The organism is Bradyrhizobium sp. WSM1743 (assembly GCF_000473065.1).
Classification (GTDB): Bacteria; Pseudomonadota; Alphaproteobacteria; order Rhizobiales; family Xanthobacteraceae; genus Bradyrhizobium.
Genome location: NZ_AXAZ01000018.1, coordinates 112,390 through 139,149, shown reverse-complemented (window position 1 = coordinate 139,149; position 26,760 = coordinate 112,390). Strand labels below are relative to the sequence as shown.

Sequence of the window (26,760 nt, the reverse complement as noted above, 5' to 3'; positions counted from 1 at the left end):
AAAGGAACAGCGCGAAGTGAGGAGCCCATCGATGACGTAACCAACATCCCTTACCCGCCGAGGTCTGCGAGAGGATGAGACGACCATGGAGGACGGTCTTCCCGGCGCATGCGAACACTGGTGACCCGAATGGCCCGCTCGAGGCCTGTCCGCTAATCAGCTCGAATGCGCGCTGATATCCATGATGGCCCGGAGCCCAACACGCTCCAATCAGAGGCCGGATACATTGATGCAAGACCGCATCTGCCAGGTTGACGAAACCGCTTGCAACGCGCGGCCGGACCATACATTTGGGTCATACGCGTCATTTCGGCCGCGCACTAACAACTTCCGATCTACCCCAGTAAACGGATATTCTAGTCGTCCGTCGACATGGCCTCAAAGGTCGGCCTGGGGCTGGACGACTGATGTCAGCTCGACCCCTACGACGTCCATCTCAGCAACAATCCGACCATCGAGGCGCTGCACAAGGCTGGCTTCGTGACGCCGCACTGGAAGGAGCATGGCCGCATCGTCACGGTGAGGGCTGTTGAAGTGAAGCAGAAGGGGAGGCGGCATGAGGCATCCACTAGCTACCATTGCCGGCACGCTGCGTGATCTCCGTTCTTGCTCGAACGTAGCGCATCCCAACGCAGCGAGCGCCGGCCTCCTTTGCAATGCTTACGCTGGGGAAAGAACTTCCCAAACCCTTGGGATATCCCTGTTGTGCACAGCACTCCTCACATATACCTTCGTTTGCATTGACAATCTCAAAAAAAGTTTGGGCGAGAGTCGCAAACCGAACCGACATTCCCGCTTCTCTTAACCCAAAGTCGGGTCGGGGCTAAATCAAGGCTCATCAAAAATCTTTCGAACACAGAGCGTGAGCTCTCGTGACGCAAGCGAGCGTTGCGAGGAATGCTTTCGCTTGAGAAAGGGAATGTTGCGTGAGTGAAAGCGAAATGAAATTAACGCTGAACGGAACGAATGTTTTCGGGATGCCATGGTTGGATTTCTCGAAGCTCGCCTTGCCTGGCGTGGGGCGCGAGCTTGCCGAGCAAGGCCTCGCCCGCGCACGGGAAGGCTGCGAGAAGATCAAAGCCGCATCGGAAGAGATGACGGAGGTGCTGCGCGAGACCTATTCGAGCAACGCGAGATGCACGACCGACTACGGGCTCAAGGTGTTCGAAATCTCAAACGCCAATGCCGCTTCTGCGCTCGATTTCTTCGTCCATCTGTTCGGCAGCAAGTCAGCGACCGATGTCTATACCTTGTCGGCGGCGCAAGCGCGCAAGGCGTTCGACACGGCCTCCGACCAGAACAAGGAATTGTGGGCGCTTGCCCAGAAGCTCGCGACGGAAACGGGTGAGCCGATCAGGAAGCACTTCACCAGGGTTCGCCACCAAGGCGGCGGCTAAAGAAGCGCTCTCAATTTCACATCCAGATTCGTTTGAGGACGGCCGGTTGGAGTAAGCCGAGCTGAGCGAGCACGCCCCCCACTGCCCCATGCTCGATCAACAAGGTGCGCGATGCCCCCCAAGTACCCCGCACCGACAAGAGGCGCATTCCAACCGGCCGGTGCTTTTCTGCAAACTACAACAAAGACAAATCGCAAGGGAGGGCAACATGGGAATGGTCATGGTCAAATGTCCGCAAACCGGACACGCGATTCCCACCGGTATCCAGACTGATCGCGAGAGCTTTGGGCGCCGCGCGGTGTTTTTCTCGCGCACCCGTTGTCCGATCTGCCGCACCGATCACGCGTGGTTTGCGCGGGAAGCCTGGGTCGACGAGCCGGGCATCCGGACCGCGCCGTCGTAGCGCAGGCGCCCGAAAATACCCCAACGGCGAACGGCTTTGTTGACCTTGTCTCGGTCCCGGCGGCTTTCAGACGCAAGCTGCATGACCGGCTCATGGATTTCGACCGGAACAGGTGCGAGACATTCATGAACCCGCTATCGGCGAGCGACGTGTTCCTTACGGTCGCGATCATGAGCGTCACTTTCCTGGCCGAGGTCGGGCTCTTTATTTTGATTGGAATGCTTTGAAGGGAGCGCGCGATCTGGGGAGCGCGCAGCCGCTGCGAGGTCCAGGACTCCGCAAGCTTCAACAGCGGGGGAAATGCAGACACCACCCGGTCGCAGAAGGGCCAAAAAAGGCGACTCCCAATTTTGATCTACAGCTCGGTGACGAATTGGAGGTACTTGCTTAAATTTCCCGCTTGACAAGACGGTCTTAGACGGCTTGCACAGCACAGCAAGAGGCCCGTCGGTAAGTATCGCGGGAACCTCCTCGATTCCAACCTAGTATGGCGTTCCAACAGCATGATGAAGGTTGAGATATGGGCTCGGCGGCTCGCATGATGGAGCGCCCTGCCAGCGTCGGTAATCGTCTCCTAGCTACATTGCCGTCGAAAGACCTCGCATTGCTCGCCCCTCATCTTCAGAAGGTGTCGCTTGAACAGGACGCCGTGGTGATACGAGCGGGAGATCGACGCGACCATGTTTCCTTTCCCCATAGCGGGGCCATCTCCTTCATGCTTGGCCTTCCGAAAGGAGAAACGATCGCAACCGCGGTAATCGGGCGCGAGGGAGCTATCGGCGCATTATCGGTGCTGGGACCCTCTTTCTTGTCGTCGGTGACCGCGGTCGTGCGTGTGAGCGGCATCGCATCGCAAATCTCCGTGTCGCGGTTTCATGCAGCCTACATGGCGAGCGGCGCGATCAGACATATGGTCGAGGCGCACACGAGGTCTATACTCATGCAGTTCCAGCACGTCTCAGCATGCAACGGACTGCACTCGGTCGAGGCCCGCATGGCTCGGTGGCTGCTTCACCTGCACGATCGAACCGAGGGCAACAGCATCCTATCACTAACGCAAGAGACGCTTTCGCAGTTGCTTGGGGTGCGACGAACGACCGTGACGCAGGTGATCGCCAAACTCCGCGCCTTAGGTGCCATCAAATCCGTTCGGCGGGGCTTGGTTGAAATTGACAGGGCGCGGCTCGAGGAAGCTACCTGTGAATGTTACGACATTATACGCCGTGCGACCGATCGGATCGTCCCGGACGACGCCTTTGGATTCCAGCAAGCAGCGCAAATGCGGACGTCGAGGGAGGTCTGAGTAGGGCCAATAGTGGCGACACACGAATTTGGCAAATAGAAAGAGGCCGCCAACTGAGGCGGCCTTACTGCTTCATTTTGGCCGGTCTTCTTGTTCCAGAGCTTCGGCCAGCTTCGTCCAGTCGTCGCGAGGTCCAGCCACGCAGCGGCGTCGAAGTCGCTTCGAGCGTTGGCCGCATTCGTGCGGCATTTTTCCGCTCGCTCTCTCTCTCTCTCTCTCTCTCGGCATTTCTCAGCAACGGCTTTTCGCACGATGAGGGGTGCTAAGTCGGCGGCCTCAGGCCGGGCCCTCAATGAGCAGCCGATCACACTTGCAGTGACAGACTTCCGATGTCCTTTGGTAAGCTGACGATTGCGCTCTCCCCAAAAGCGGATTTCTTGTAACCACCACGTCGCGGAAGGACAGCCAATGAGCATCAACGCCATCGTCTTCGACGCCTACGGAACGCTCTACGACATCCAGTCTGTCGCTGACATCACCGAGGATGCGTTTCCGGGCTATGGCGAGATCATCACGCAGGTCTGGCGCATCAAGCAGCTCGAATACACCTGGCTGCGCTCGCTGATGCAGCGCTACCAGGATTTTGACGCGGTCACGCGCGACTCGCTCGCCTATACGCTGCGTGTGCTCGGGCTCTCCTATGACAGTGAGGCATTCGAGCGTGTGATCGAGAAGTATCTGCATCTCGATCTCTATCCGGATGCGACCGCAACGCTTGCGGCCCTGAGACCGCGCAAGCTCGCCATCCTCTCCAACGGCAGCCCGGACATGCTTAATGCGCTCGTGCGCAATTCCGGCCTTGATGCCCTGCTCGATGCCACCATCAGCGTCGATGCGAAGAAGATCTTCAAGCCGAGCCCGCAGGCCTATCAGCTGATCGGCGAGGTGCTCGGCACCGCGCCGGACGAGGTTCTGTTCGTCTCCTCCAATCCCTGGGACGCCGCCGGGGCAAAATCGTTCGGATTGAAGGTTGCCTGGATCGAGCGGGTGACGCCCGAAGCGATGGCGCTGGCTTGCGTGGAGAACGAACTCGTGGCACCGCTCACCATGTTCAAGGCGATCCGTACCCAGATGGACGAGCTTGGCTTTGCGCCGGATCATCGTATCCACGCACTCTCCGAGCTGCCGAGAATCGCTTAAGAGGTCGCCGCCCGCCTGTGAGATTGGAATGAGCTGCCCGGAATGAGCCTGGAATCCGTTCGCGCCTTCTTCGCCGAGAAAGCCCCCGACATCTCCGTCATCGAATCCCCGATCAGCTCCGCGACTGTGGCGCTGGCGGCCGAAGCCTATGGCGTCGAGCCGGGACGGATCGCCAAGACGCTGTCGTTGCGGATTGGCGAGCGGGTGATCCTGATCGTCGCCGCCGGCACCTCACGCATGGACAATAAAAAGGTGAAGGCGCAGTTCGGCGGCAAGCCGAAGATGCTGGGCCTGGAGGAAGTCGCCGACATCACCGGGCACGAGGTTGGCGGAGTCTGCCCATTCGGTCTGAAATCGCCGCTGCCGATCTACTGCGACCTCTCGCTGAAGGCGTTCGACGTCGTGGTTCCGGCCGCAGGCTCGACCCACAGCGCGGTGCGCATTGCGCCCGACCGGCTGGCCGAGCTGGTCGCCGCCGAATGGGTCGATGTGTGCGAGCATCGGCCCTGAGCGAGACTAGTCGTCCTCATCATAAGGATAAGGCCGCGGCGGTGCGGGCGGCGCGGTGTTGTAGCGCTGCTGGGGCGTGACGCGATTGCGCGGCGCCGGCCGCGGCGACTGCGCCTGATTGTTGGACTGGAACACGGCACGGCAGCCGCTGGAAAGCTGCGGCGTGTTCTGTTGCAGGCAGGCCACGATACGGTTCACGTCCGGAATCTGGTCGCTGCACAGCCGCCACACATCAGGTGTGCAGGCCATCTGCTGTTCCATGGTGCCGCGATATTCCTGGGCGGACGCAGCGCTCTGCGCCAAGACGCCGCCGACCGCAAGCGCCACACCTAGCGCGATCCGCTCTGTTCGCATGTCCAGATCCTTCCGGGTTCATTCAAAAGCTGCTCAATCAATGAGGCGCAGGAAGGTTCTGGTTCAACAACAAAACGTGAAAACACGCTTGGAACCGACGCCGCTAGGGCTTGTCCTCCATGTTCACGTCACGGGCCTTTGCATCCGAAGGCGTCATTCCAAAGCGCCGCCGAAACGTCCGGTGAAAATACGAGACGTCATTGAAGCCGGAGAGATAGGCGAAATCGCTGATCTTGTTCAACCGGTGCAGCGGGTCGCGGAGCAGTCGCGCCGCCCGCGTCAGTCGCTGTTCAAGCAGAAATTCCGAGAACGTGACGCCGGTGCGCTCGAACAGCAGCTGTATCGAACGCGGGCTGACGCGATGGCGTTGCGCCACACTGGCGAGCGTGAGATTGCCGTCACCGAGTCGCGCCAGAATGTCGGACTTGATCGCCTCGAGGCGTGCGGCCGCAAGACCACGTTCTTTCGCGAGTTCGGTCTCGTCACGCCGGGTCCCCAGCATGAGGACCACGAGGTCGAGAAGATGCTGCGAGGCGGCACTCTGCCCCGATGCATCCAGATCGGCGGCGTGCCGGAGCGTCAGATCATAATATTGGTGCAGCATCGCCGCGAGTGCGGGGCTGTGCACGAGAGGCCGCGCGATACGATCCTCCGCATCGGGACAACGGGCCAGCAGCTCTCGACGCGCGATGAACAGTGACTGAAACCGCCCTTCGGTCAGTTGCGAGACGTCGGCGCCTTGATGGGCCGCGTCGGCAAGGCCCGTGGCCATCGGTCCGAGATCGACCGTCCGTCCGCCGACCGTGATGCGCATCGGCGCGGTCGTGGCCAGCACGAAGGCGAGCGCGTTGTCGCGATCGGCACCGGTCGCGACGAACTGCATCGGCGAACCCGCAGCTCCCGACAACTTGAGTCCGGGCAGCGGCAGCGCCGTCAGATCGCAGCGGACAGGCCCTGACGCAAGTGGCGCCAGATCGCCGCACATCACGTGGCGGCAAAACTCCTCCCGCCAGGCGTCATAGGTCGGCCCGTTCGGGTCGCCGGCATAGCCGAGGCGCGGCGCGCCGCGGATCGATTGGCCGTGAGTTGCCATCAACGCGCGTCTCCAGGCTCGAATACCGAGATACTGATATCGAGCTGGCCGAGCCGCGCAGCGGGCCTCAGATCCAATGGCGTCTCAGACCGGGCGGATTTTCGCTTTTGTCCATTTGCTGCGGCAACACGCCGCGCCGCCGGCTACCGTCCGTTGCAGCGCTGCAACACGGCCGGAGCAAACAAGTATCTTGCGCCTTTGACCATAAGCCGTTTCGCATAACGCCAAGAACCGCAGCGACGCCCCCGCTAGCAATTCACTTGCTGCAATGAGGGAATTGTCGATGCCGACCGCAATACCAGCCCGCGCGCAAGACGCCATGGCGATCACGATCCTGCGTCACAGGCTGCTTGTCACAACCGCACTGGCGCCGTTCGTGCTCGCTCCGCTGATCGTCCTCATTCCCGCTCCGGCAGGCGCAGCCTGCACGGTGGTCGGCGCCGGCACGATTGGTGCACTCAATTCGGGTGACGTGGCGACCTGCACCGGCGTCGGCAACACCGACCACATCAACGCCACCGGCGGCACCAACGTCACCGTCAACATCGGCGATGGCACGACAACGTCGCTCCTGCCCGGCGCTGGCATTCCCGCGATCGTCTACGACGGCACGTCCAATTCGAATGTCACAATCAACAACCAGGCCACGGTCTCCACCTATAGCGGCGCCGTGCTGCTGTCGAACGGCGCGAACAACAACAATGTGACGATTGCGGCCGGCGCGATCGCGGAGGGTACCGGCAACGCCGAAGCGGCGATCGTCATCGACAACTCGAATGGCAACGTTGTAAGCATTCGCGGGTCGGCAACGGGGACCGGAGGAAACACGACGGGGCTGCGGATAAGCGGGAGCTCAACCGGCAACGTCATCAATGTCTATCAGGGAGGGTCAATCAGCGGCGGCCATACCGGCGTGCAGTTCATTGCCGGCGGCAACACCCTCATCAACGCGGGCACGATCTCCGACAATTTCGATCTCGGCGTCTCCGGCTCCTCCGGTACCGACGCTGTCGTCAAATCCGGTACGATCTCGGACATGAACCTGTATGGCGGGAATGACGTCCTCACCCTTCAGGCCGGCTCGACGATTCTATTCACCGCGCGCGGCGGCGCTGGTACCGATACGCTTGCCTTTGGAGGCAGTGCCAACGCCACGTTCGACCTCGGTAATCTCGGCGCCGGCCTGCAATAGGACGAATTCGAGTTGCTCGCCAAGACCGGTTCCTCAGTCTGGACGCTGACCGGCACCACCGCCTTCAGTGGCGCGACGACGGTGGACGCGGGCGGCCTGATCGTGAATGGCACCCTGCCCTCGGTGGTCACCATCAATGGCGGCTATCTCGGCGGTACCGGCACGGTGGGCGGCATTATCGTCAACAATGGCGGCACCGTCGCACCCGGCAATTCGATCGGAACGCTCAATGTCAATGGTAACGTCGCCTTCAATGCCGGTTCAACTTTTCAGGTCGAGATCAACCCCGCCGGCCAGTCGGACAAGATCGCGGCAACCGGGACCGCAACCCTCAACGGCGGCACGGTGCAAATCGTGCCTCTGGGCGCCGGCTTCCTCGCCAACACCCAATACACCATCCTCACGGCGGCGGGCGGCGTCAGCGGCACTTTCGCGACCGGCAGCCCGCTGGTCACGGGGCAGCTCAGCTACGATGCCAACAACGTCTATTTCCTGCTGCAGCAGATCGGCGGCTTCGGGACGTTGTCGGGCCTGACGCCGAACCAGGCCGCGGTGGCCGGCGCGCTCGATCAGGCGCAGCTTGGCGGCGCATCGGGACCTCTGGCCACTGCGATCAACACACTCGCCGCGCTCAATACGCCCGGGATCAAGGCCGGCCTCAACGACCTTGCCGGTCAAATCCACGCCGATGGACGCCGTTTCGTCGCGGATCAGGCCGACATGTTCCAGAGCTTCATGTGGAACGCCGGGACGCAGTCGCGCGGCGAGACCGTTCGGATGTCCGCGTCTGCCTATGCGCCGGAGCCGGCGGAGCCGATCGGCAAGGCGCTGAACCGTCGCCGCGCCGCGCCGATGCAGAGCGTCTGGTTTGGCGGCTATGGCAATTGGGACAAGGTGGCGGCGAGCGACATTGCCTTCGGAACCAATGCAACCATCGCCGGCGCCGCGCTCGGCGCCGATCTCTGGCACATGCCGGGCTTTACGGCAGGCCTTGCGGTCGGCGCATCGACCGGCCAGCTGCGCATGGCGGGCCGCGCCGATCGCATCGAGGCCAAATGCGGGCCATGCCGGCGTCTACGCGCGCGGCGAAGCCGGCGGCTTCAATCTCGCAGCGGCGATCAGCTATTCCTTCGCGGCACTCGACTCCTCGCGGACGATCGCGTTCCTCGGCGAGACGGCAACTGCCTCCTCGTGCGCAAACACCTTTGCCGCTTCGCTAGGCATCTCGCGGCCGTTCCAGATGGGATGGGGTCTTGTCGCCGAGCCCTTTGCCAAGGCCGACTGGTACGCGACACGCCAGGGAAGTCTTTCAGAGGCCGGTGCGCCAGGCGTGAATCAGCTGGTGCGCGGCGGCAGCTTCGACCTCGGCTATGGCACGGCCGGCCTGCGTGCCAGCCACCGCATGATGATGCCGAATGGCCACGCGGCACAGTTCGGCGCGACCATTGCCGTTCGTCATGAGTTTACCGGCAGCGCGGCGACCACGACGACGGCCCTGGAAGGCGCACCTGGCATCCCGTTCGCGATCACCGGCGTCGAACGCGCGCGCACGGTGGCGCTCGCCGGCGCCGAGATCCGGTGGGATCTGACGACCGCGACATCGTTCAAGGCTTCATACGAGGGCGCGTTCGCGCCGGGATATGACCGGCACACGCTGCGCGGCCTGGTCCGCAGCGAATTCTGAACCTCGCCCTACTCCACCTTGCCGATCTTCTTCACCGCCGCGATCAGACGCGCGCTGTCGGCGGCGATGAATTGGGCGAAGGCCGGCGCGTCCTGATAGGCGACGAGACTGCCCGAGGTCTCGAACGCCTTGAGGACATCAGGACTCGTCATCACCTGCGCCATCGCCTCGCGCAGGCGCGTCGCGATCGGCGCCGGAAGAGAGCTCTGTGCAAACAGACCGGCCCAGATGTACATCTCGACATCCTTGTACCCGAGCTCCTGGAAGGTCGGCACGTCGGGGAAACTGGCGATGCGCTGCGCGCCGCAATTGCCGAGCACGCGCAGCTTGCCGTCGTCGACCTGCGGCTTCAGCGTGCCGGGTGCGGCGGCGATCGCCTGCACGGTGCCACCGAGGATCGCGGTCAGCGCGGGACCCGCGCCGCGGAACGGCACGTGCAGCAGCTTGATGCCGGCGCTGTTTGCGAACATCTCCATCGCCACATGCAGCGTGCCGTACGGCCCGGACGAGCCATAGGTGATCTGGCCCGGCCGCCTCTTCGCATCCTCGACGAAATCATGCGCGGTCTTCCATGGTGCCGAGGCCGGCACCGCGAGCAGCGTGGGATCTGCCAGCACGCGCGCGATCGGCATGAACTGCGCGACCTCGTAGGCAACGGGTCGGTCGAACAGCCGGTCGGCCTCCGGCAGCACCGCGAGCGAAGACAGCGTCATCAGCAGCGTGAAGCCGTCGGGCTCGGCACGCGCGGCCGCGGCATTGCCGATCGATCCGCCGCCGCCTCCCGCCCGGTTGTCGACAATCACGGGCTTGCCGAGGATCCGCTCCAATGCCATCGCGACCGGTCGTGCAGCGAGGTCGGCCTGTCCGCCGGCCGGGAACGGCACGATCATGGTGATGTTGCGCACCGGGTAGGTTTGCGCGGAGGCCTTATCCGGCCAAGCAGCCCGCAACAACGGCAATGCCGCAGCGGCGCGCAAGAGATCGCGTCGGTCCATGGTGATGCCTCCCCCTGATTTTCTTGTTTCGCCGGCCAGCCTAACGTGGCGACCGGCAAGAACAAGTCGTTTACGAAGCATTAGCCATATCCGAGCCAGCCAGGAACGCATGTCCGGAGCCGCCGTTGCCCTCCCAGGGAGTGAGTGATGCGCAATCTTGGGACCATCGACGTCGCCTTGGACGAGATGCTGGTAAATCTCGCAGCGATCGTGTTGCGGCTTTCAACGCCCGAATTGACGCGAACGCCGGAAGCGCGGCGTGCGCTGGCACAATCCGTCCATCAATATGCGGCCTGCGCGGCACGCTCGACCGACCCGCGTGTCCACGAATTGAAGGCGCGGTTGGAAGGGACGCTGAAGCCGAGCCTGCGCATCGTTGCGATCGATGGCGTGAAGGTGTCGTAGTCACACTCCGTCATTGCGAGCGCAGCGAAGCAATCCAGAGTGTCTCCGCGGTGGGATTCTGGATTGCTTCGCTGCGCTCGCAATGACGAGATCGTCGGGACCGCTCGCTCTACGTCCCTTTCACCTTCCCGCGCGTCGCCGCTTGCAGGTGCCCGGCAGCTTTGCCGCGAGGAAATCGCCGAGCGCTTCCACGCGCGCGGGGCGCAGGCCGCCGGGCGGCGTGACCAAGTGCACGGCGCCTTCGGCCTGCTTCCAGTCCTTCAGGATGACTTCGACCTGGCCTGAGGAGATCGCCTCACCGACGATGAATTCCGGCAGCTCGGCGATGCCGAGGCCGGCGATCAGCGCCGGCATCACGGCTTCGCCGTTGTTGACACGAAGCTGACCGCCTGGTCGCACGCTGGCCTGCTCACCGGCCGAATTGGTGTAGTGCCAGACGTTGGGCGTGGAGAGATAGGCGTAGCTGAAGCATTTGTGCTCGGCGAGATGCATCGGGTGTGTCGGCCGGCCGTGACGCTTGAGATAGGACGGCGCAGCCACCGTGAAGCGCGGCATGGTGAAGAGCCGGCGCGCGATCAGAGAGGAGTCGGGCAGCCGCGCGATCCGCACCGCCATATCAAAGCCTTCGCCGATCAGATCCACGGTCGCATCGCTTAAGTGCAGATCGACCGAGACTTCCGGATAGGCCTCGAAGAACTCCGGCAGCAGCGGCGCCACGGCCTTGATGCCGAACGTCATGGGCACCGCGAGCCGCACCAGGCCGCGCGGCGCGACCGACTGCGCCAGCGCCTCGTTCTCCGCCGCCTCGCCGTCGGCCAGAAGGCGCGTCGCCCGCTCGGCGAGCTTGTGGCCGGCATCTGTCAATGCGAGCCGGCGCGAGGTGCGGTTGAACAGGCGGGCGCCGAGCCGCTCCTCCAGCCGGGTCACGGCCTTCGACACCGTCGCCTTGGACATCGCGAGCTCGCTCGCGGCCCCCGCAAACGACCGTAATTCAACGACTTTTGCGAAAATCGCGAGCGCCTCGAAATCGGGAAGTTTTGCCATGGGCCTTGGTCCAATCGGGATATTTAGGGAAACAATGCGTTTCGACAGTTTCTATTTCTATACCACAGACGGAGGCTTATCCAGGGGTCATCAGAAATTCAGAACTGGAGAAATCCAATGACCAAGAAGCTCTCAGGCAAAGTTGCCCTCGTCACCGGCGGCTCGCGCGGCATCGGCGCGGCCTCTGCCCGCGCACTCGCCGATGAAGGCGCTGATGTCGCGATCAGCTATGTCGCCTCGCCGGACAAGGCGGAAGCCGTGGTCACCGAGCTGAAGGCGAAGGGCGTCAAGGCCCGCGCCTACAAGGCCGACCAGGCCTCCGCCGCGGAGGTCGATCGACTGGTCAAAAGCGTGGCCAAGGATTTCGGCCGGTTGGACATCCTTGTCAACAATGCCGGCGTCGCCGTCGGTGGATTGATCGACGATCCTTCGACAGACGCCGCCGCGCTAGCACGTCAGGAAGATATCAACGTGCACGGCGTCATCGCCGCGATCCGCGCGGCCTCGAAGCTGATGGGCGAAGGCGGCCGCATCGTCACGATCGGTTCCGGTATTGCCACGCGCGCCTCGTTCCCCGGCCTCGCCGATTACGCGGCAACCAAGGCCGCGATTGTTGGCTACTCCAAGGGCGCTTCGCGCGACCTCGGACCGCGCGGCATCACGGTCAACGTGCTGCAGCCGGGTTCGATCAACACGGACATGAACCCGGACGACGACCGTGAATTCGCTGACGCACAACGCAAGCAACACGCGCTGCAACGCTTCGGGACCGCGGAAGAGATCGCCGCCGGCGTGGTCTTCCTCGCAAGCCCGGAAGCCTCCTTCGTCACCGGCACCGTGCTCAACGTCGACGGCGGGTTCGGCGCCTGATCAAGGCGCCACCCGCTCAACTCAAGGAATTACGCAAATGATCGAACTCAGACCTTTCGCAAAGCTCGGCAGCGCCGATCACGGCTGGCTCAAGGCCAAGCATCATTTCTCTTTCGCCAGCCACTATGACCCGAACAACATGGGACACGGTGCGCTGCGGGTTTGGAACGATGACGAGATCGCGCCCAACACCGGCTTTCCCGCCCATCCCCACGCCAACATGGAAATCATCACCTATGTGCGCGAGGGCGCGATCACCCATCAGGACAGCCTCGGCAACGAAGGACGCACCGAGGCGGGCGACGTGCAGGTGATGAGTGCCGGCAGCGGCATCCGCCATTCCGAGTACAATCTCGAGCCGACCAGGACACGGATCTTCCAGATCTGGATCGAGCCGACGACGCGCGGCGGACAGCCGACCTGGGGCTCAAAGCCATTCCCCAAGGCCGACCGGTCCGGCAAGCTCGTCACCATCGCGAGCGGCTTCGAGGACGACACCGACGCACTACCGATCCGCGCCGATGCGCGGGTGCTCGCCACCACGCTGAAGGCGGGCGAGAGCGCGGAGTACGCGCCGCAGACCTCGCGTCACCTCTATCTCGTGCCTGCGGCGGGCTCCGTCGAGATCAACGGCGTGCGCGTCAATGCGCGCGACGGCGCTGCGATCCGCGACGAGGACCGGCTGAAGATCACCGCGCTCGAAGATTCCGAGCTCGTGCTCGTCGACGCCGCTTAACGATTCAAACGACCGATCACCTCACCATTCCAACGGAGACCACCATGACCAAAGTTCTCGTCATCTATTACTCCGCCTACGGCCACATCGAGGCGATGGCCAATGCCGTCGCCGAGGGCGCGCGCGAGGCCGGCGTCACCGTCGACGTCAAGCGCGTGCCCGAGCTGGTGCCAGCCGAGATCGCCAAAGCCTCGCATTACAAGCTCGACCAGGCCGCGCCGGTCGCCAAGGTCGAGGACCTCGCGAATTATGATGCTATCATCGTCGGCACCGGCACCCGCTTCGGCCGCATGTCCTCGCAGATGGCGAACTTCCTGGACCAGGCCGGCGGGCTCTGGGCCAAGGGCGCGCTGCACGGCAAGGTCGGCGGCGCCTTCACCTCCAGCGCGACCCAGCATGGCGGCCAGGAGACGACGCTGTTCTCGATCATCACCAACTTGCTGCATTTCGGCATGGTCGTGGTCGGCATGAACTACGGCTTTGCCGGCCAGATGAAGCTCGACGAGGTCACGGGCGGTGCGCCCTACGGCGCCACCACGATCACTGGCGGCGACGGCAGCCGACAGCCCAGCGCCAACGAGCTCGCCGGCGCACGCTATCAGGGCCGCCAGATCGCGGAGACCGCCAGGAAACTCCATGGCTGAGCTGCACCGCTGAGCCTCGCCGTTAAGCTTGACGGCCGACTGCGAAGTGGGCGGCATTCTCATTCGGGAATGCCGCCCCATCTGTGGCTCGAATATTTGACAAAGAACGATACGAATGGCCTTCGAACTCTTGTTGATCGCGCAGATGATCCGCAAGCCGGCACAGGCACTGGCGCGACGCTGGTATTGCCGCAGCCTATTCCGCGCCTCGCGCGGCAGGCTTCGCTGCGCCAGTTGCGCGGGATCGTGAGACGCGATCACCGCTAGGCCTGCGTGATGTCGGCGTGAGGCCGAACTGACTCCGCCGGCATCGGTGCGGGCGCCGTCGAAAGCCACCAGCCCTCACCGGCAAACCAGCATGTCTCGTCGGGGGCGCCCTCTCTCCGCAACGACTGCACCCCTTCCCATCCTCTTGCGAACGCCTCGCCCAATCGCCGGCCGGCCTCAGCATCCTGCAATCCCGCGCAGCCGATGAATTGGGCGCGGCTGAGGAATTTCGCTGGCCAGATCGCACCGTCAACCGGACGGGTGATCATCAACATGCCGCCGAGCATGCCTTCGGGCGCCAACGGAAACACCAGCCGCCCGCCGGGCCGCAGCGCATCGAGCCATTCCGCCGCCGGCTGCGCCGCGCCCGCGCAAACATAGACCACGTCCGCAACCGGCAGATCCGACGCGATGCCTGAGCGTTCGCGCACATCCACATGGGCGATGTCCTTCAGATTGTCGCGCGCGAGCGCCGCAAGGTGCGGATCGATCTCATAGGCGTGAACGCACCCGCCAGGTCCGACGAGATGGGCGAGGATCGCGGTGTAATAGCCGCTGCCCGCGCCAATCTGGATCACGGTCTCACCTTCCCTGACGGCACAGCCGCTGAGCCAAAGGCATGCGCACCGGGCATGCCGATGTTGAGACTGCGCGCGCTGTCGAGCGCCAACAGCGCATTCTGGTAGATGAAGGCAGGATCGTCATCGGGCGTCACGACATAGGGATGGCCGCCGAAGGAGATCGACCAAGGCCCGGGCCCGACGAACGGCTCGCGCCTGACCGTCCGAAACGCCTGCTCGAGGCGAGAGTCTGCAGCCTTCGCAGCAGCGCAAATCAACTGCGCATAGAATGCACGATATTTTGCCGAACGGTCTTCCATGTCGCCTCCGGAAAGCGGAAGCGACGATAACACAACGCGTGCGATAATCGAAAGCTCGGCGCAATCGATGGCTTTGTGACGGCGCGGTGACTTTGCGGATCGCGCGGGCAGGCGCTCAACCGCGTTCGGCTCTCTTTCTGATCAGCTCTCGGCCGATCGGCCGCACTGGCTCGCTCCGCAGCACCAGCGAGGTCGTGACGGCGCCAAAGCCGGCAATGCGATCCACGATCGTCTCGAGGTCTTCCGGGGCGGGAACCAGCACTTTGAGCACGAAGCAATCATCGCCCGTCACGCGATGAACCTCGATGATGTGGGGAATCTCTCCGAACCGCTTGAGACAGGTCTTGATGTGCTCATGCGTGGTGCGCAGACGCACCACCGCCATCAGGCCGAGCCCAAGCGCGCGCGGATTGATCCGGGCGCCGTAGCCTTCGATGATCCCGGCTTCCTCAAGCCGCTTGACGCGTTCGGAGACGGCCGGCTGGGACAGCCCGACAGACCGACCAAGCTCTGACAACGGCACGCGCGCATTGGCTTGCAGCGCCTCCAGGATCTTCAGATCCTTGGCGTCGATGCTCCCGAAACGATCCAACCGAATTCTCCATTCCACCTTGAGATCATCGGCCGATGATCGATTCCGCCGATGACTTGCCATGTAACGCAGAACCGGGACCGGTCACACTGCGTCTCCATCTCAGATATCACGGGACGATCATGCACGACATCATCACCTTGCCCGGTCTCGGCGGCTCCGGCGATACCCATTGGCAGACGATCTGGGAGCGCACGGATGCGCGCTTCACGCGGTTTCAGCCGGCGAGCTGGGACCAGCCCGACCTCGGCGACTGGGAGCAATCGTTGGAGCGAACGGTCAGGCGCTGCGCGAAGCCGCCTGTGCTGGTCGCACACAGCCTTGCCTGTCTGCTCGTGGCGCACTGGGCCGCACGCTTCCCGTCCGCGATCGCGGGCGCCATCCTGGTCGCGGTGCCCGATCCCGACGGCGCCAATTTTCCCGTGGAGGCCACCGCGTTCAGGCCGGTGCCGAACCGCGCGCTGCGCTTTCCCTCGCTCATCATCGCCAGCACGAACGATCCCTATGGCGAGCTCGAGACGGCACAGCGACGAGCGCGCGATTGGCAGTCCGGTCTCATCGTGCTGGGCGCATTCGGTCACGTCAATGCATCGAGTGGACTCGGCGACTGGCCGCAGGGACGCGCGTTGCTGGATGCCTTTCGTGCGGGCCTGGCCAGATGACGAGCGAAAACGATAACGGGACAGCGTCAGCGCGTTCCCTTGCCCATCGCTCGTGCTGCGAGGGAGGCGAGCTTCGGATAGCGGCGCAGGCCCTGCGCGGCATGATCGCGCCATGCGTAAGGAGCCCCGCGCCAGGATAGCGCGACGCTGACATCGGTCAGCGGTACCCTCACGGCACCGAAACGACGCTTGTAGGCTTGATTGCCGATGCTGAGGTCGAAACGGCGCACGCCTTGCGCATGCAGGGCCGCCATGGTGCGCTCGGTGACGAGCAGACCCGGCGAGCAGCTCGACCATGGATCGCCGGCATGGCTGATACGCAGCAGGAAATAGGTCGCGCCATGCTTGACGCCGAGCGCGGTGGCGACGACGCCCGCGTCGCACACCAGCGCCGAGACCATGGCATAGCCTTCCGCAAGGCCATGGCGGACGACCTCGCGATAGAATCGCGCATGGGTCTTGTCGTTGAGAACGAATGGCGAGCCGAGCTTTCGCATGCGTGCCTGTTGCTGGACATCCATCACATCCAGCAGTTCATGCGCGCGCGCGACATTCGCGGCGATCTCGAACCGCGCGCCAGTATGACGGTTGAACACCCGCCAGCAGCGCGGCATCTGCAGGCGCTTGATCGAGGCCTGATAGTCATCATAGCCGTCGCCCATCAATACGAGATTGCCATTGAGCGAGGAGGATCCGATCCGGCCGCGCGACACCAGCGGGTTCGGCTTGCCGCCGACCTGAGCCGGCATCTTCTTCAGGCGGAGCAGATCGAAACGGTCGGGCAGCGCGCGCAATGCGCCGATCAGCGCCTTGGTGATCGCATCCGTCGCCCCCGCGTCCAACGCGGCATCGAGCGCCAGAATCGGTGCGTTATTGTCGGAGACGCCGAGGTCCGCGAATTCGACGATGCGGATGCCGGCCCTGATATGGCTGATCATCGGCACAACCGCGATATCCTTCCCCGTGGCGACATCGGAGATCACGGCGATCAGCTGAGCGACGTCGTGAAACGCCTCGTACCAGGCGCCGAGCCAGTCAACATGCTGGAACGCGGTGCGGTGCCCGGAGTTCAGGCGCGAGGCCGCCTGCCGCCAGTCACGCACGAAATCGACTGCGATTCCTGCCGTGCTGGACACCTGGCCGTCTAACTGCTCAACGCTAAGGAAGGTCATCCACGGTGCATGCGATTGCTGAATGGCTCCAGATAGCCGATGTTTATCGCCGACCACAGCTGACGACCCGTTAACCGATGCCTCCATCACCGCCGCCTGCGACAAGCTGTCAGCGTTTCGATTCGATCTGCTCGACGCATTGGAACCTCGCCAGGAAATGCAGGCCGGCCACGGCAAGCGCGAACATGAACCAGATCGGATTCTGCCGTTCGAGCAGGAAGGTCTCGGTAGCGCCGTAATACAGGCCGAACAACCACACGGTCAGGAACAGCTTGGCTAGTGCGCCACTGCGGCTGTGAGCCTGTGCCGTCTGGAAATTGCCGAGCGGTGCGAGCACGAAGACGAGGATCACGAGCATCAATCCCGGCAGGCCGATGGTGACCGCGAGATCGAGATAGCTGTTGTGGCTGTGCGCCGCGGACGTCGCCCATTCGGCGCCCTGGGCGGTCTGCCGCGCACTTACGTCGTCCCAGAACGCTGCATAGCCGTGACCGATGATCGGCTTCTCGGCGACCGCCGCGAGCGCGAACTCCCAGATGGCGGAACGGCCGGTGAAGGTGGGATCGAGCGGAAGCAACCGCGTCATCGCCCCGAGCGCCGGGCTAAGGACACTGCCGACGGTCAACAGGTTCATCGCGACCAGCGGCACGAAGCAGATGATCCGCTTCAGCCGCAGTCCTGGCGTGACATAGACCAGTGAGGCGAGAGCGTAGATCGCAAGGCACAGCACCGACGACGTCTTGCCGCCAGTGAAGATCAGGAAGGTGCCGGCTAGCGCGGCGATCGCCGGCCCCATCACGAACGAGCCAACGGCGGACAGGTAGATGCCGACATAGACCAGGATGGTCATCACGGCCGAGGCGATGTTCTTGTGACCAAAGCTGCCGCGCCAATCGCCGGCCAGCTGCGGCTCGGTGACGTCGAGGGCCGTGTGGATCGAATATTGCGGCGCGAGGAAGACGCCGAGATAGCAAAGCGCAAGCAGCACGAGCGCGGCGGCACCCAGGCAAAGGTTGAAGCTGCGCTGCGTCGGCGGCAGCAACGGCAACAAGACGGCGAGCGACGTCACGCTGGCCGCGAGCACGAATCGCTGGATCGAAACGCCGCGACTCTCGGAGAAGACGATGTTGATCACCAGCCAGCCCAGGAGGCAGAGATGAAGCGGTGTCAGCAGGCTCTTCAGCGCGGGGGCATCCGAGGCGGCGACGCACAGCATTGCGACCGCAGCCAGGAGGCTCCAGGCGATATAGGTCAGCGCCATTCGTCCACCGACGATGGCGGTGACGTCGGGATTGCGCAGGTCCGGAAACGGATCGAGCGTCACCAGAACCAGCAGCAGCGCCCCGACCGCGACGAGGCAGCGCGCCACCTGCGCGGCATTGAGCCCCGCAAGGCGATCGCGCAGGACATGGCTCAACGATCGGGCCTCGACGTCAGTCATGCCGGCGGCGCTGCGGTCCATGGCTCAAGACATTTCGTGACGCCGGAGAAGCTCGGCGTCCTGGCTCAGCTCTGTTAAGCGTCCGTCAACGGGCCTGCCGGAGGTCTGCGATACCGCTGGCTGCCGCACGATGCTCCGCGCGATCTCGTAGTATTGCAGCGCCCGTTGCTCCAGCGTGAGATTGTCCAGGATGTAACCGCGCGGATCGAACTCGCCCGCGGCGCACCCGGCCCAGAAACCTTCCCAACCCGCTTCGAACCCCGCGATGTCGGTAAACTTGGCGCCGCAGCGTTCGTCCCAATACGGTACCGACGATACCGGCGCGAACCTCACCCGGTGCGGATAATAATCGGGATCGCGCCATGGCCCGCCCGGATCCCAGGCAAACACCGGCACGCCGCAGGACAAGGCCTGCTGATAGGCGATGCCCTGGCTCTCGCTCTGGCACAAAAAGATCATCGCCCGCGAACGCGCCAGTGCAGCCTGATAGTCTTCTTCCTTGTAGCTGCCGTAACGCAACTCGGTGAAGGAGCGGCCCTCGCCGCGCAGCCGGGCGCGAACGGGCTCGATCATCTCCGGCGCATAGCGCTCGCGGTCCCAGTAAACCTTATCGTAGATCAAGACATCGACAGTCTTTTGTGATGGCGCCGGCGGTGCCCAGAGATCCGTATCGATGCCGACGGGCCAGGCCTCCGTATCGGGCCAATATGGCCGGTACATGTCGACATACCAGGGGCCGGGCACCACGACCTTCTTCACCGGCAGACGCTTGAACAGATCGGGGTCATCGAGCGGATGATTGTGGGCGGCAACGCCGAGCAGGATCGGGTTCTTCCACGCGAACTTGCCGAGCAGGAAGGTGCGGCCGATGATGCAGGCGAGCTCGTCGGGATGTTGCGCAATGTAACCGTAGTCGTTGACGCGGTAGCGGATGCCGAGCCGGTCAAGCCCCGCACAGAGATTGAGGAACACGCGAAGCTGACCGCTCATGCGCGGCTCGCCGAGCAGCAACCGGCGGGCGATGCGCCGCAGATGCCGGTCGCCGGGAAACCAGCGGTCGTCCTTGTCCTCATAGAAGAGGTTCAGGATCATCGTATCGGGGGCGTGTTCGAATGTCTTTGCGGGCACTGGATCCATCCGCGGCAGTCCGATCCGCATTCTCGCATGGGACCGGCTGTCGCACTCCTCCAAATTTGCCACAGCCTTAATGCCAGCGGCTTAACGCTATTCTACGAAACCGGCGGCGCACAGGCCTTCCCGGCAACGGTTTGCCCGCAATGCGAGTATCATCCGTCTGCGGCCGGGCTTGCGATCGCAAGCATTGCCAGCGCGGCAAACAGGTCCTGGTTAACAGATCATTAAAGACGAGCCGTAGCTTGATCACCGCCGAAGACGTTCTCGAACTGCCCGCCGCCTCCCGCGCGGCAGCGTCGGCGCGCCTCCCGCTTCAGGTCGGCTCAGCCACATCGGTGTCCGTCGTCATTCCCGCCAAGAACGCGGCAGCCTATGTCGGCGAAACCCTCGCCAGCGCTCTGGCGCAACGCGAGGTGACCGAGGTGATCGTCGTGGACGACGGCTCGACCGACGAAACCGTTGCAATCGTCCGGGACGTGCGTGACTCGCGGTTGCGCTTCATCCATAACGATTCCGCGGGTGTCTCGGCGGCGCGCAATCTCGGCGCGCGGCATGCGAGCGGCGAGTGGCTGCTCTTCCTGGATGCCGACGACCGCCTGCGCCCCGGCGCGGTGGCGGCGCTTCTGGCGGCAGCGCGCGGCGCGCCGCGCGCAGTTCTCGTCTACGGCGACTACAACACGATCGACAGCGAGGGACGACAGATCGGCCGGCGCGAGCTGTTGAAGGTACGCCGCAAACCATCCGGCGACGTGCTGGTGCGGCTCACGGCCGGGAACTTCATCGTCAACGGTGGCATCGTGCTCACTCGTGCGGAGGCTTTCCGCGCCATCGGCGGTTTCGACGTCTCGCTCAGATATTGCGAGGACTGGCATTGCTGGTGCCGGCTTGCGGCAATCGGCGAGTTCGAATTCGCGCCAAAGCTACTGCTGGACTATCGCCTGCATACGGCCAACACGATGAACGCGGCGGTGCGAACTCCGCAGGATTTCTTGCCGGCGGTCGCACGTGTCTTCGATGACGGCCTGATCCTGGCGAGACTCCCCGAGGGCGCGGCGCGTGGGTTGCGCCAGGCTGCCGAGATTCATCTCGTCACCTATTCGGCGATGCAAGCGATTCGCTTCGGCAGATATCGCGAAGCCTTCACTTATCTGGCAATGATCGGCCGGCGGTCGCCCAAATCGCTGCCACGCTCCGCAATCCGGATCGCCCTCGCCCGTTTCGGCATCTAGTCCGTCGCCGCGTCAAGATACGATCTTCGAGGCCTCATAAGGCTTCGGCTCGAGGCCGAAGGCCGCCAAGGCGGCGCCAAACGCGACCATCACGGGATGCATCGCGACGACGGCTTTCGACGACGTCAAGAGGGCTGCGGCGCGAAGCAGCGACAGCGGCAGCCGTCCAAGCATCTGCGTGAACACCCGCGCCCGCGCCGCTGCGCTCCGCGCGGCCTTGTACTGCACACGATAGTTGATCGCACCGATGCGCAGGCCGCGCTTGGCGATCCAGCCGAGGCTGGTGCGGTTGCGCGGCACGGTCTCCGTGATGATAGCTTCCGCCGTCCAGTGGAACAGCATGCCGGCGTCACGGCACCGCACGAAGAAATCACAATCGCCGCCGCCGAGAAAATTGAAGCGCAGGTCGAACGCGGGACGATCGAACCGTTCGAAGGCGGCACGCGTGATCAGACAATTGCCGCAACCGTAGATCAGCGGCACCGCACCGCTGTAGTCGTAGGCGGGACAGAAGGCGGGATGACGCGAAAGCCAGGGCTTGCTGTCGTCGTCGAAGACCGGCAGCACCGGCCCGCCGACCACGTCGGCGCCGGTCGCCTCCGCAGTGCGGACCATCAGTTCGAGCCAGTCAGGCGAAGCGATCTCGTCGTCGTCGATCATCAGGAAACGGGTCGCGGCGGGAAACAGCCCCTGCGCCGTCTCGAATGCAGCATTGATCGCCTGGCAGTTCCCCTGCCGCTTCTCGATGAGGCAAACGCCCTGGAGCCTTCCAGCGGCCAGAAACTCCGCCGCAACCGGCGCGCTTTCGCGTCGCGCGGCATCGTTCTCGACCATGACGACGGCAAAGGAACGCGGGGTGCGCTGGTTCGCCAGCGATTCCAGCGTCAGCCGCAGGTGCCGCGGACGGCGGAAGCAGGGAATGCAGACGACGATGCCGACCGACAGGTCGATGACCGCAGAGCTCGCCGCGATCTCCCGGTTGGGATCGCGCACGGCATCCGAGATGCGCGTGGCAGACAGGTCTGTCGGGATCAATGTCATGACGTTCTAGATGTCCGAGATATATTGAAAAAGCCCTGCTTCGATCACGCGCCCCACGACGACACATCGGCGCGGGACAGATGTGTTCCAAAATAGACGGCTGCCGAGCGGCACATCGCCGGCAAATCTACCGGGCGTGATACTGCAATTGCCGGTCCATGCGCCGACGCGGCCCCAACATGAACAATGCTGTAGTTAATGCGCATGCGCATTAACCCGACCGTAAGCACTGCGACCGGTGAGACCGCGCGGCATCGGATTTGCTCTTCGGGCAGGCGCGTTTTTTCCTGTAAATTTGAATAGAACAAGCGCGGTCAGAAAATATGAACAGGCCAGCCACGATCGATTTCGCGACAGCCACGGCGATCCAAATCCCTGCGGCTGCGACATATGCCCAGGCACTTCATGATCTCGTGCCCGGCGAAGCCCGCGACAGCCTGCTCGCCGTCCATGACCTGCTGCGCCGCGAACTGCCGCAGGACCGGCTCGCCATCTATGAGGCCGGCGGCGGCTCGTGCAGCGTTCTGCCGCCGGAATTATTGAGCCGCAGCAAAGTCACCGTCGTCGACATCGACGAGGACCAGGTCCGCAACAACACCTACGCCGACGAGGCGATCCTCGGCGACGTCCAGACCTACCGTTTCGGCCGCGAGACCTTCGAACTCGTGATCTGCTACAACGTGATCGAGCATCTGCCGAACGTCGACGCCGCACTCCTGAATTTTCGTGACGCGCTCAAGCGCGGCGGGATGATCCTGATCGGCGCACCCAATCCGCGCTCGCTCTCGGGGGTCGTGACCAAATATTCGCCGCACTGGTTTCACGTCTGGTTCTACCGGCACATCCGCGGCATCAAGGACGCCGGATTGCCCGGCGAGCCGCCGTTCCCGACGTTCTTCCATCCGCTGGTGACGCTGCCCCGGCTCGAAGCATTCGCGGCCGCCAATGGCCTCGAGATGATCTATCGTCGTGAGGTCGAAAGTCCGCGCTATCCCGAGATGCGCCGGCGCAAGCCGCTGTTTGCGGCGCTGGTCGACGCCGGCGCCGCGGTGCTGAATGCCGTGCTCCCGCGCGGCACCGACGTCCGCCGCGGCGACTATCACGTTATCCTGCGGAAGCGCTGACAGCCATGCGCGCGCAGCTGATCGCAGAACGAGCGATGCTTCGCAGGCCCGCTGCGTGCGGTAATGAACCGTTAATCTCCGGGGAATCACGCCGTCACGGCGACGTAGCGAAGAGCGGCATGCGCTTAAACGCTTTGTTTGCCATTTCGGTGAATAGTCCCTCAATGAGTATGGTTAATTTTCCCTGTTGCGTTGATTGGGCACCTATATCCCGGATGCGTGGCGTAAAGCGAAGAGTAACCCCTCAGCCCGCGGCAGTTGGAATGAAAGCTGGGGATCATGCTTGACTATAACCAGCCGATCGATCGGGCCGGACCGGAGGCCTGGCAACGGAGGCCTCAGGCCGGCTTCAACGTGCTGGAGCTCGCCAATTTACTCTGGCGGCGAAAGGTAGCGATCACCGCGGCCGCCCTGCTCGGCGCGACGCTTGCAGTCACCATCGGCAAGAGCGTGACGCCCCGCTACACCGCGATCGCTCAGCTCTATGTCGACCCGCGCGAGCTTCAACTGGTCGACCGCGAGCTCACGCCCCGCGCGCAGGACGTCTCCGGCATGTCCATGGTGGTGGAGAGCCAGGCGCGCCTGATCACCTCCAACAGCGTGCTGCTCCAGGTGATCCAGCAGGCCGGCCTCGACAAGGATCCGGAATTCGGCGGCGGCGAGGGCACGAACCTGATGTCGTCGCTACTCGGCCTGATCGGCCTGCAACCCCGCGCGCCTTCCGCCGCGGAGAAGAAGGAAGTGCAGCTCGCGGCGCTGGAGGCGCTGAACAGGCACATCACGATCCGCAAGACCGAGAAGAGCTTCATCGTCGACATCGAGGTCTGGTCGACTGACCCCGCCAAAGCGGCGATGCTGGCCAACACGCTGACCAATGCTTACCTCGCCGAATCCCGGAGCTCGCAGGCTTCGGCCGCACGGCGCGCGACCAACGATCTCTCCGGCCGCCTGAAGGAGCTGCGCGATCGGCTGCGCAACGCCGAGACCGCGCTCGCCACCTATAAGGCCCAGAACAATTTCGTCGGAACCCAGGATGCGCTGATCAGCGATCAGCAGCTCTCGGCCAGCAACCAGCGGCTTTCAGCGGCCCGTGCGGCGACGATGGATGCGCAGGCGCGGCTCGACCAGATCGAGGCGAGCCGGCGTACCGCTGCCGATGCCGGCGCGATTCCGGAGGCGCTGCAATCGCCAACCATCGCGAATCTGCGCGCGCAATATGCCGACGCCCGCAAGAAATATGCGGAGCAAGCCGGCGAGCTCGGGCCGCGCCATCCGGCACTGCGCCAGACCGAGAAGCAGGTCGAGGACCTCAAGCGCACCATCAACGAAGAGATCGACCGCTTCGCTCAGTCCGCCAAGAACGATTTGACGCGCGCCCGCGATTTTGAGGCCTCGCTCAACCGCGCGCTGGAAGCGCAGAAGCGGCAAAGCGTCCAGCTCAGCCAGGCCGCCGTACGCCTGCGCGAGCTCGAACGCGAAGCCGACGCCAGCCGCGACGTCTATCAATCCTTTCTCAAGCGCTCCCGCGAGACCGAGGAGCAGGAGAGCCTGAACACCTCGGCCGCCCGCGTCATCGGCGAGGCGACGGTGCCGCAGCGGCGCTCGTTCCCGCCGGCGATGAGCCTGTTCGCCATGATCGGCTTCATGTTCGGGGCGATCGCGGCGTCAAGCTGGTTCGTCGCAGTCGAGCTCCTGTTCACCGGCGCGGCCGCACCGGCGCCGACGCCGGCCCGCCCACAGCGCACGCCGGCGCCAGATGCAACGCGGGCTCCGCAGCACGCGCGCCCTTCGGAGGCTTCGCCGCCTCAGCCGGCCTCGCGAGTTGCGGAAGTTGAACAGATCCCGCCGGAACTTGCCGCGCCCCCGCTCCAGCCTGCGATGGTCGAAAAGCCTCTGATCGAAAAGCCGCTGATCGCACGCTTCCAGGAGGCCGACGTCATCCACACGCTCGGCGCCATACTCGCTACGGGGGGCGGCGTCGACCTCACACGGCTGGGCTGGCCGACGCTCCGCCCCGGCTTTCCCCTGACGACGCTGCTCAACGCCTGGCGCGACATGCGCACTGCCGTGGCACGGCGCGCCGGCGGCAAGGCGATGCCGGTCATTGCGCTCGTCGGTGCCGGCAGGACCAGCGGGCGTAGCGTGACTGCACTGAATTTCGCGCTGGCGGCCGCGCGCGACGGCGCCCGCGTGCTGATGATCGATGCCGACCATCAGGCACGCTCGCTCTCGAACAAGGTCACCCGTCCCGGCAAGAGCGAACCGAGCCGGCTCGGCTGGCTCTCGATCGGCAGCAAGGACGCACGCGAGATCAAGACGGTCAACGGCATCTCGGTGCTGCCGGCCGCGGAGGGCGATGCCGGCAAGGCTGCCGACGCCATCCGCAAGGCGATCGCGCAGGCCGGTTCCGCCGGCGGCTATGATCTCGTGATCCTCGACGGCCCGGCGATGCCGCTCTCGGCCGGCGGCCGCAAGCTGCTCGACGACATCGACTCGCTGGTGGCCGTGCTGCCGACCAGCCTCGACGTCAACGACAGCCTGGAAGAGATCTTGACCGCGCTGGGCTCCGCCGAGCGCAAGCTCGTCGGCGTCGTGCTCGACGAGCTCACCCCTGCAATCCAAACGCGCCAGCGAGGCAGACAATATGCTTGAGCGTCGCGTCAACCTCGACGGACGGGCAGCAACTGCCGACGTGCCGCGGATCACCGTCGGCGGCCTTCGTATGGCCGCGCTCGACCTGGAAGCCACCGCCGATTTCATGATCGAGGCGACCGATCCTGGCAGTCGCATCGGCCGTCCCCTGTTCCTGACCTCGGCCAATGGCGAGGTGCTGGCGCGTTGCTCGACCGAGCCGCAGACCGAGCGCCTGTTCCGCGCCGCGGACCTGATCAACGCCGACGGTCAACCGCTGGTCGCGGCCTCGAAGCTGCAATCCTGGTTCCCGCTGCCGGAGCGCGTTGCGACCACGGACCTGTTCCACGTCGTCGCGCGCAAGGCGGAAGCGGTCGGCCGCACGTTCTATATGTTCGGCGCAAGCGAGGCCGAGAACGCCGCCGCGGTCGAGAACGTCCAGAAGATGTATCCACGCCTCAAGATCGTCGGGCGCAGCCACGGCTATCTGCGCGGCGAGGCGCTGCGTGCCAAGGTCGAGGAGATCAACGCCCTGGCGCCGGACTATCTGTGGGTCGCGCTCGGCGTGCCCAACGAGCAGGCATTCGTGAAGGAATTCACGCCGCATCTGACCAATGTTGGCGTTATCAAGACATCCGGCGGCCTGTTCAATTTTTTGTCGGGGAGCCGTTCCCGCGCGCCGCAATGGATGCAGAAGATCGGGCTCGAATGGGCCTGGCGCACCTTGCTCGAGCCACGCCGTCTGCTCTGGCGCTATTTGACCACCAACCCCCGCGCGCTCTATCTTCTCTTCAGCCGCAACCGCCCCCTCCGCTAA

25 protein-coding genes and 2 pseudogenes are annotated in these 26,760 nt (G+C 64.0%); 17 read left to right on the top strand and 10 right to left on the bottom strand.

From position 1 onward, the window contains the following. Positions 1-986 precede the first annotated feature (986 nt). From YU9_RS0114985 to YU9_RS0114960, 5 genes are all read left to right on the top strand, one after another. On the top strand, positions 987-1,397 hold the full coding sequence (locus YU9_RS0114985; protein WP_027573578.1) for a phasin family protein: 411 nt from the start codon (positions 987-989) through the stop codon (positions 1,395-1,397). A 208-nt stretch (positions 1,398-1,605) separates the two neighbouring features. Next, positions 1,606-1,800 (top strand): hypothetical protein, encoded by a 195-nt coding sequence (locus YU9_RS0114980; protein WP_027573577.1) that lies wholly within the window; start codon positions 1,606-1,608, stop codon positions 1,798-1,800. A 538-nt stretch (positions 1,801-2,338) separates the two neighbouring features. Then, entirely contained in the window at positions 2,339-3,103 is a 765-nt protein-coding gene (locus tag YU9_RS41475) for a Crp/Fnr family transcriptional regulator (RefSeq protein WP_156951893.1), read from the top strand. 408 nt (positions 3,104-3,511) lie between these two features. Next, entirely contained in the window at positions 3,512-4,243 is a 732-nt protein-coding gene (locus tag YU9_RS0114965) for a haloacid dehalogenase type II (RefSeq protein WP_027573576.1), read from the top strand. 42 nt (positions 4,244-4,285) lie between these two features. Continuing rightward, a complete protein-coding gene (locus YU9_RS0114960; protein ID WP_027573575.1) occupies positions 4,286-4,753 on the top strand; it encodes a YbaK/EbsC family protein in 468 nt (155 codons plus the stop codon). A gap of 6 nt (positions 4,754-4,759) precedes the next feature. Here the strand turns inward: YU9_RS0114960 and YU9_RS0114955 are convergent, their stop codons facing one another. Next, positions 4,760-5,107, bottom strand: a complete 348-nt coding sequence (locus YU9_RS0114955; protein ID WP_027573574.1) for a hypothetical protein — start codon at positions 5,105-5,107, stop codon at positions 4,760-4,762. Positions 5,108-5,210: 103 nt separating this feature from the next. Further along, positions 5,211-6,200, bottom strand: coding sequence for an AraC family transcriptional regulator (locus tag YU9_RS0114950; RefSeq protein ID WP_027573573.1), 990 nt, complete (start codon positions 6,198-6,200; stop codon positions 5,211-5,213). 283 nt (positions 6,201-6,483) lie between these two features. Here YU9_RS0114950 and YU9_RS0114945 point away from each other — a divergent pair, with 283 nt between their 5' ends. The 3 genes and pseudogenes from YU9_RS0114945 to YU9_RS50770 all read left to right on the top strand — a co-directional run bounded on the left by YU9_RS0114945 (position 6,484) and on the right by YU9_RS50770 (position 9,076). Continuing rightward, a complete protein-coding gene (locus YU9_RS0114945; protein WP_156951892.1) occupies positions 6,484-7,392 on the top strand; it encodes a hypothetical protein in 909 nt (302 codons plus the stop codon). A gap of 12 nt (positions 7,393-7,404) precedes the next feature. Further along, positions 7,405-8,430, top strand: a pseudogene (locus YU9_RS50775) (autotransporter outer membrane beta-barrel domain-containing protein); the annotation flags it as partial. Next, positions 8,318-9,076, top strand: coding sequence for an autotransporter domain-containing protein (locus tag YU9_RS50770; RefSeq protein WP_084298956.1), 759 nt, complete (start codon positions 8,318-8,320; stop codon positions 9,074-9,076). The pseudogene YU9_RS50775 and the gene YU9_RS50770, both read left to right, overlap by 113 nt. An 8-nt stretch (positions 9,077-9,084) precedes the next feature. Here YU9_RS50770 and YU9_RS0114930 read toward each other — a convergent pair whose 3' ends face one another. Then, positions 9,085-10,071 carry a tripartite tricarboxylate transporter substrate binding protein gene (locus tag YU9_RS0114930; RefSeq protein ID WP_027573569.1) on the bottom strand — a complete coding sequence of 329 codons (987 nt, stop codon included), beginning with the start codon at positions 10,069-10,071 and terminating at the stop codon, positions 9,085-9,087. Between the two features lie 147 nt (positions 10,072-10,218). Between YU9_RS0114930 and YU9_RS0114925 the strand changes: the two genes are divergently transcribed. After that, positions 10,219-10,476, top strand: a complete 258-nt coding sequence (locus YU9_RS0114925; RefSeq protein WP_027573568.1) for a hypothetical protein — start codon at positions 10,219-10,221, stop codon at positions 10,474-10,476. A 120-nt stretch (positions 10,477-10,596) separates the two neighbouring features. Here YU9_RS0114925 and YU9_RS0114920 read toward each other — a convergent pair whose 3' ends face one another. Then, the gene (locus YU9_RS0114920; RefSeq protein WP_027573567.1) at positions 10,597-11,520 is read right to left on the bottom strand and encodes a LysR family transcriptional regulator; all 924 of its coding nucleotides are present in this window, start codon (positions 11,518-11,520) and stop codon (positions 10,597-10,599) included. A gap of 117 nt (positions 11,521-11,637) precedes the next feature. On the opposite strand from YU9_RS0114920, the gene YU9_RS0114915 reads away from it, so the two are divergent. From YU9_RS0114915 to wrbA, 3 genes are read left to right on the top strand one after another with little or no spacing between them, the layout of a single operon-like run. Next, positions 11,638-12,390 carry an SDR family NAD(P)-dependent oxidoreductase gene (locus YU9_RS0114915; RefSeq protein ID WP_027573566.1) on the top strand — a complete coding sequence of 251 codons (753 nt, stop codon included), beginning with the start codon at positions 11,638-11,640 and terminating at the stop codon, positions 12,388-12,390. A 37-nt stretch (positions 12,391-12,427) separates the two neighbouring features. After that, complete coding sequence (locus YU9_RS0114910; protein ID WP_027573565.1) at positions 12,428-13,126, top strand: pirin family protein; 699 nt, start codon at positions 12,428-12,430, stop codon at positions 13,124-13,126. A gap of 44 nt (positions 13,127-13,170) precedes the next feature. Beyond that, complete coding sequence (wrbA, locus tag YU9_RS0114905) at positions 13,171-13,770, top strand: NAD(P)H:quinone oxidoreductase (RefSeq protein ID WP_027573564.1); 600 nt, start codon at positions 13,171-13,173, stop codon at positions 13,768-13,770. A 263-nt stretch (positions 13,771-14,033) separates the two neighbouring features. Here the strand turns inward: wrbA and YU9_RS41470 are convergent. After that, positions 14,034-14,917 (bottom strand): annotated as a pseudogene (locus YU9_RS41470) (protein-L-isoaspartate O-methyltransferase). A gap of 115 nt (positions 14,918-15,032) precedes the next feature. Then, positions 15,033-15,509 carry an Lrp/AsnC family transcriptional regulator gene (locus tag YU9_RS0114890; protein WP_027573562.1) on the bottom strand — a complete coding sequence of 159 codons (477 nt, stop codon included), beginning with the start codon at positions 15,507-15,509 and terminating at the stop codon, positions 15,033-15,035. A 122-nt stretch (positions 15,510-15,631) separates the two neighbouring features. Here YU9_RS0114890 and YU9_RS0114885 point away from each other — a divergent pair, with 122 nt between their 5' ends. Beyond that, a complete protein-coding gene (locus YU9_RS0114885; protein ID WP_027573561.1) occupies positions 15,632-16,171 on the top strand; it encodes an alpha/beta hydrolase in 540 nt (179 codons plus the stop codon). 26 nt (positions 16,172-16,197) lie between these two features. Here YU9_RS0114885 and YU9_RS49015 read toward each other — a convergent pair whose 3' ends face one another. From YU9_RS49015 to YU9_RS41465, 3 genes are all read right to left on the bottom strand, one after another. Continuing rightward, positions 16,198-17,343: a GNAT family N-acetyltransferase gene (locus YU9_RS49015; protein ID WP_027573560.1), complete on the bottom strand. Its 1,146-nt coding sequence runs from the start codon at positions 17,341-17,343 to the stop codon at positions 16,198-16,200. Between the two features lie 109 nt (positions 17,344-17,452). Further along, a complete protein-coding gene (locus YU9_RS0114875) occupies positions 17,453-18,805 on the bottom strand; it encodes an O-antigen ligase (protein WP_027573559.1) in 1,353 nt (450 codons plus the stop codon). Positions 18,806-18,808: 3 nt separating this feature from the next. Further along, positions 18,809-19,912 carry a glycosyltransferase gene (locus YU9_RS41465; RefSeq protein WP_036017290.1) on the bottom strand — a complete coding sequence of 368 codons (1,104 nt, stop codon included), beginning with the start codon at positions 19,910-19,912 and terminating at the stop codon, positions 18,809-18,811. Between the two features lie 248 nt (positions 19,913-20,160). Between YU9_RS41465 and YU9_RS0114865 the strand changes: the two genes are divergently transcribed. Further along, positions 20,161-21,147: a glycosyltransferase gene (locus YU9_RS0114865; protein ID WP_027573558.1), complete on the top strand. Its 987-nt coding sequence runs from the start codon at positions 20,161-20,163 to the stop codon at positions 21,145-21,147. A gap of 12 nt (positions 21,148-21,159) precedes the next feature. Here the strand turns inward: YU9_RS0114865 and YU9_RS0114860 are convergent, their stop codons facing one another. Then, complete coding sequence (locus YU9_RS0114860) at positions 21,160-22,188, bottom strand: glycosyltransferase family 2 protein (protein WP_027573557.1); 1,029 nt, start codon at positions 22,186-22,188, stop codon at positions 21,160-21,162. Between the two features lie 323 nt (positions 22,189-22,511). Here YU9_RS0114860 and YU9_RS0114855 point away from each other — a divergent pair, with 323 nt between their 5' ends. From YU9_RS0114855 to YU9_RS0114845, 3 genes are all read left to right on the top strand, one after another. Further along, positions 22,512-23,312, top strand: coding sequence for a bifunctional 2-polyprenyl-6-hydroxyphenol methylase/3-demethylubiquinol 3-O-methyltransferase UbiG (locus YU9_RS0114855; protein WP_027573556.1), 801 nt, complete (start codon positions 22,512-22,514; stop codon positions 23,310-23,312). A 279-nt stretch (positions 23,313-23,591) separates the two neighbouring features. Then, positions 23,592-25,964 carry an exopolysaccharide transport family protein gene (locus tag YU9_RS0114850; RefSeq protein ID WP_027573555.1) on the top strand — a complete coding sequence of 791 codons (2,373 nt, stop codon included), beginning with the start codon at positions 23,592-23,594 and terminating at the stop codon, positions 25,962-25,964. Continuing rightward, on the top strand, positions 25,957-26,760 hold the full coding sequence (locus YU9_RS0114845; RefSeq protein ID WP_027573554.1) for a WecB/TagA/CpsF family glycosyltransferase: 804 nt from the start codon (positions 25,957-25,959) through the stop codon (positions 26,758-26,760). Before YU9_RS0114850 ends, YU9_RS0114845 begins: the two co-directional genes overlap by 8 nt.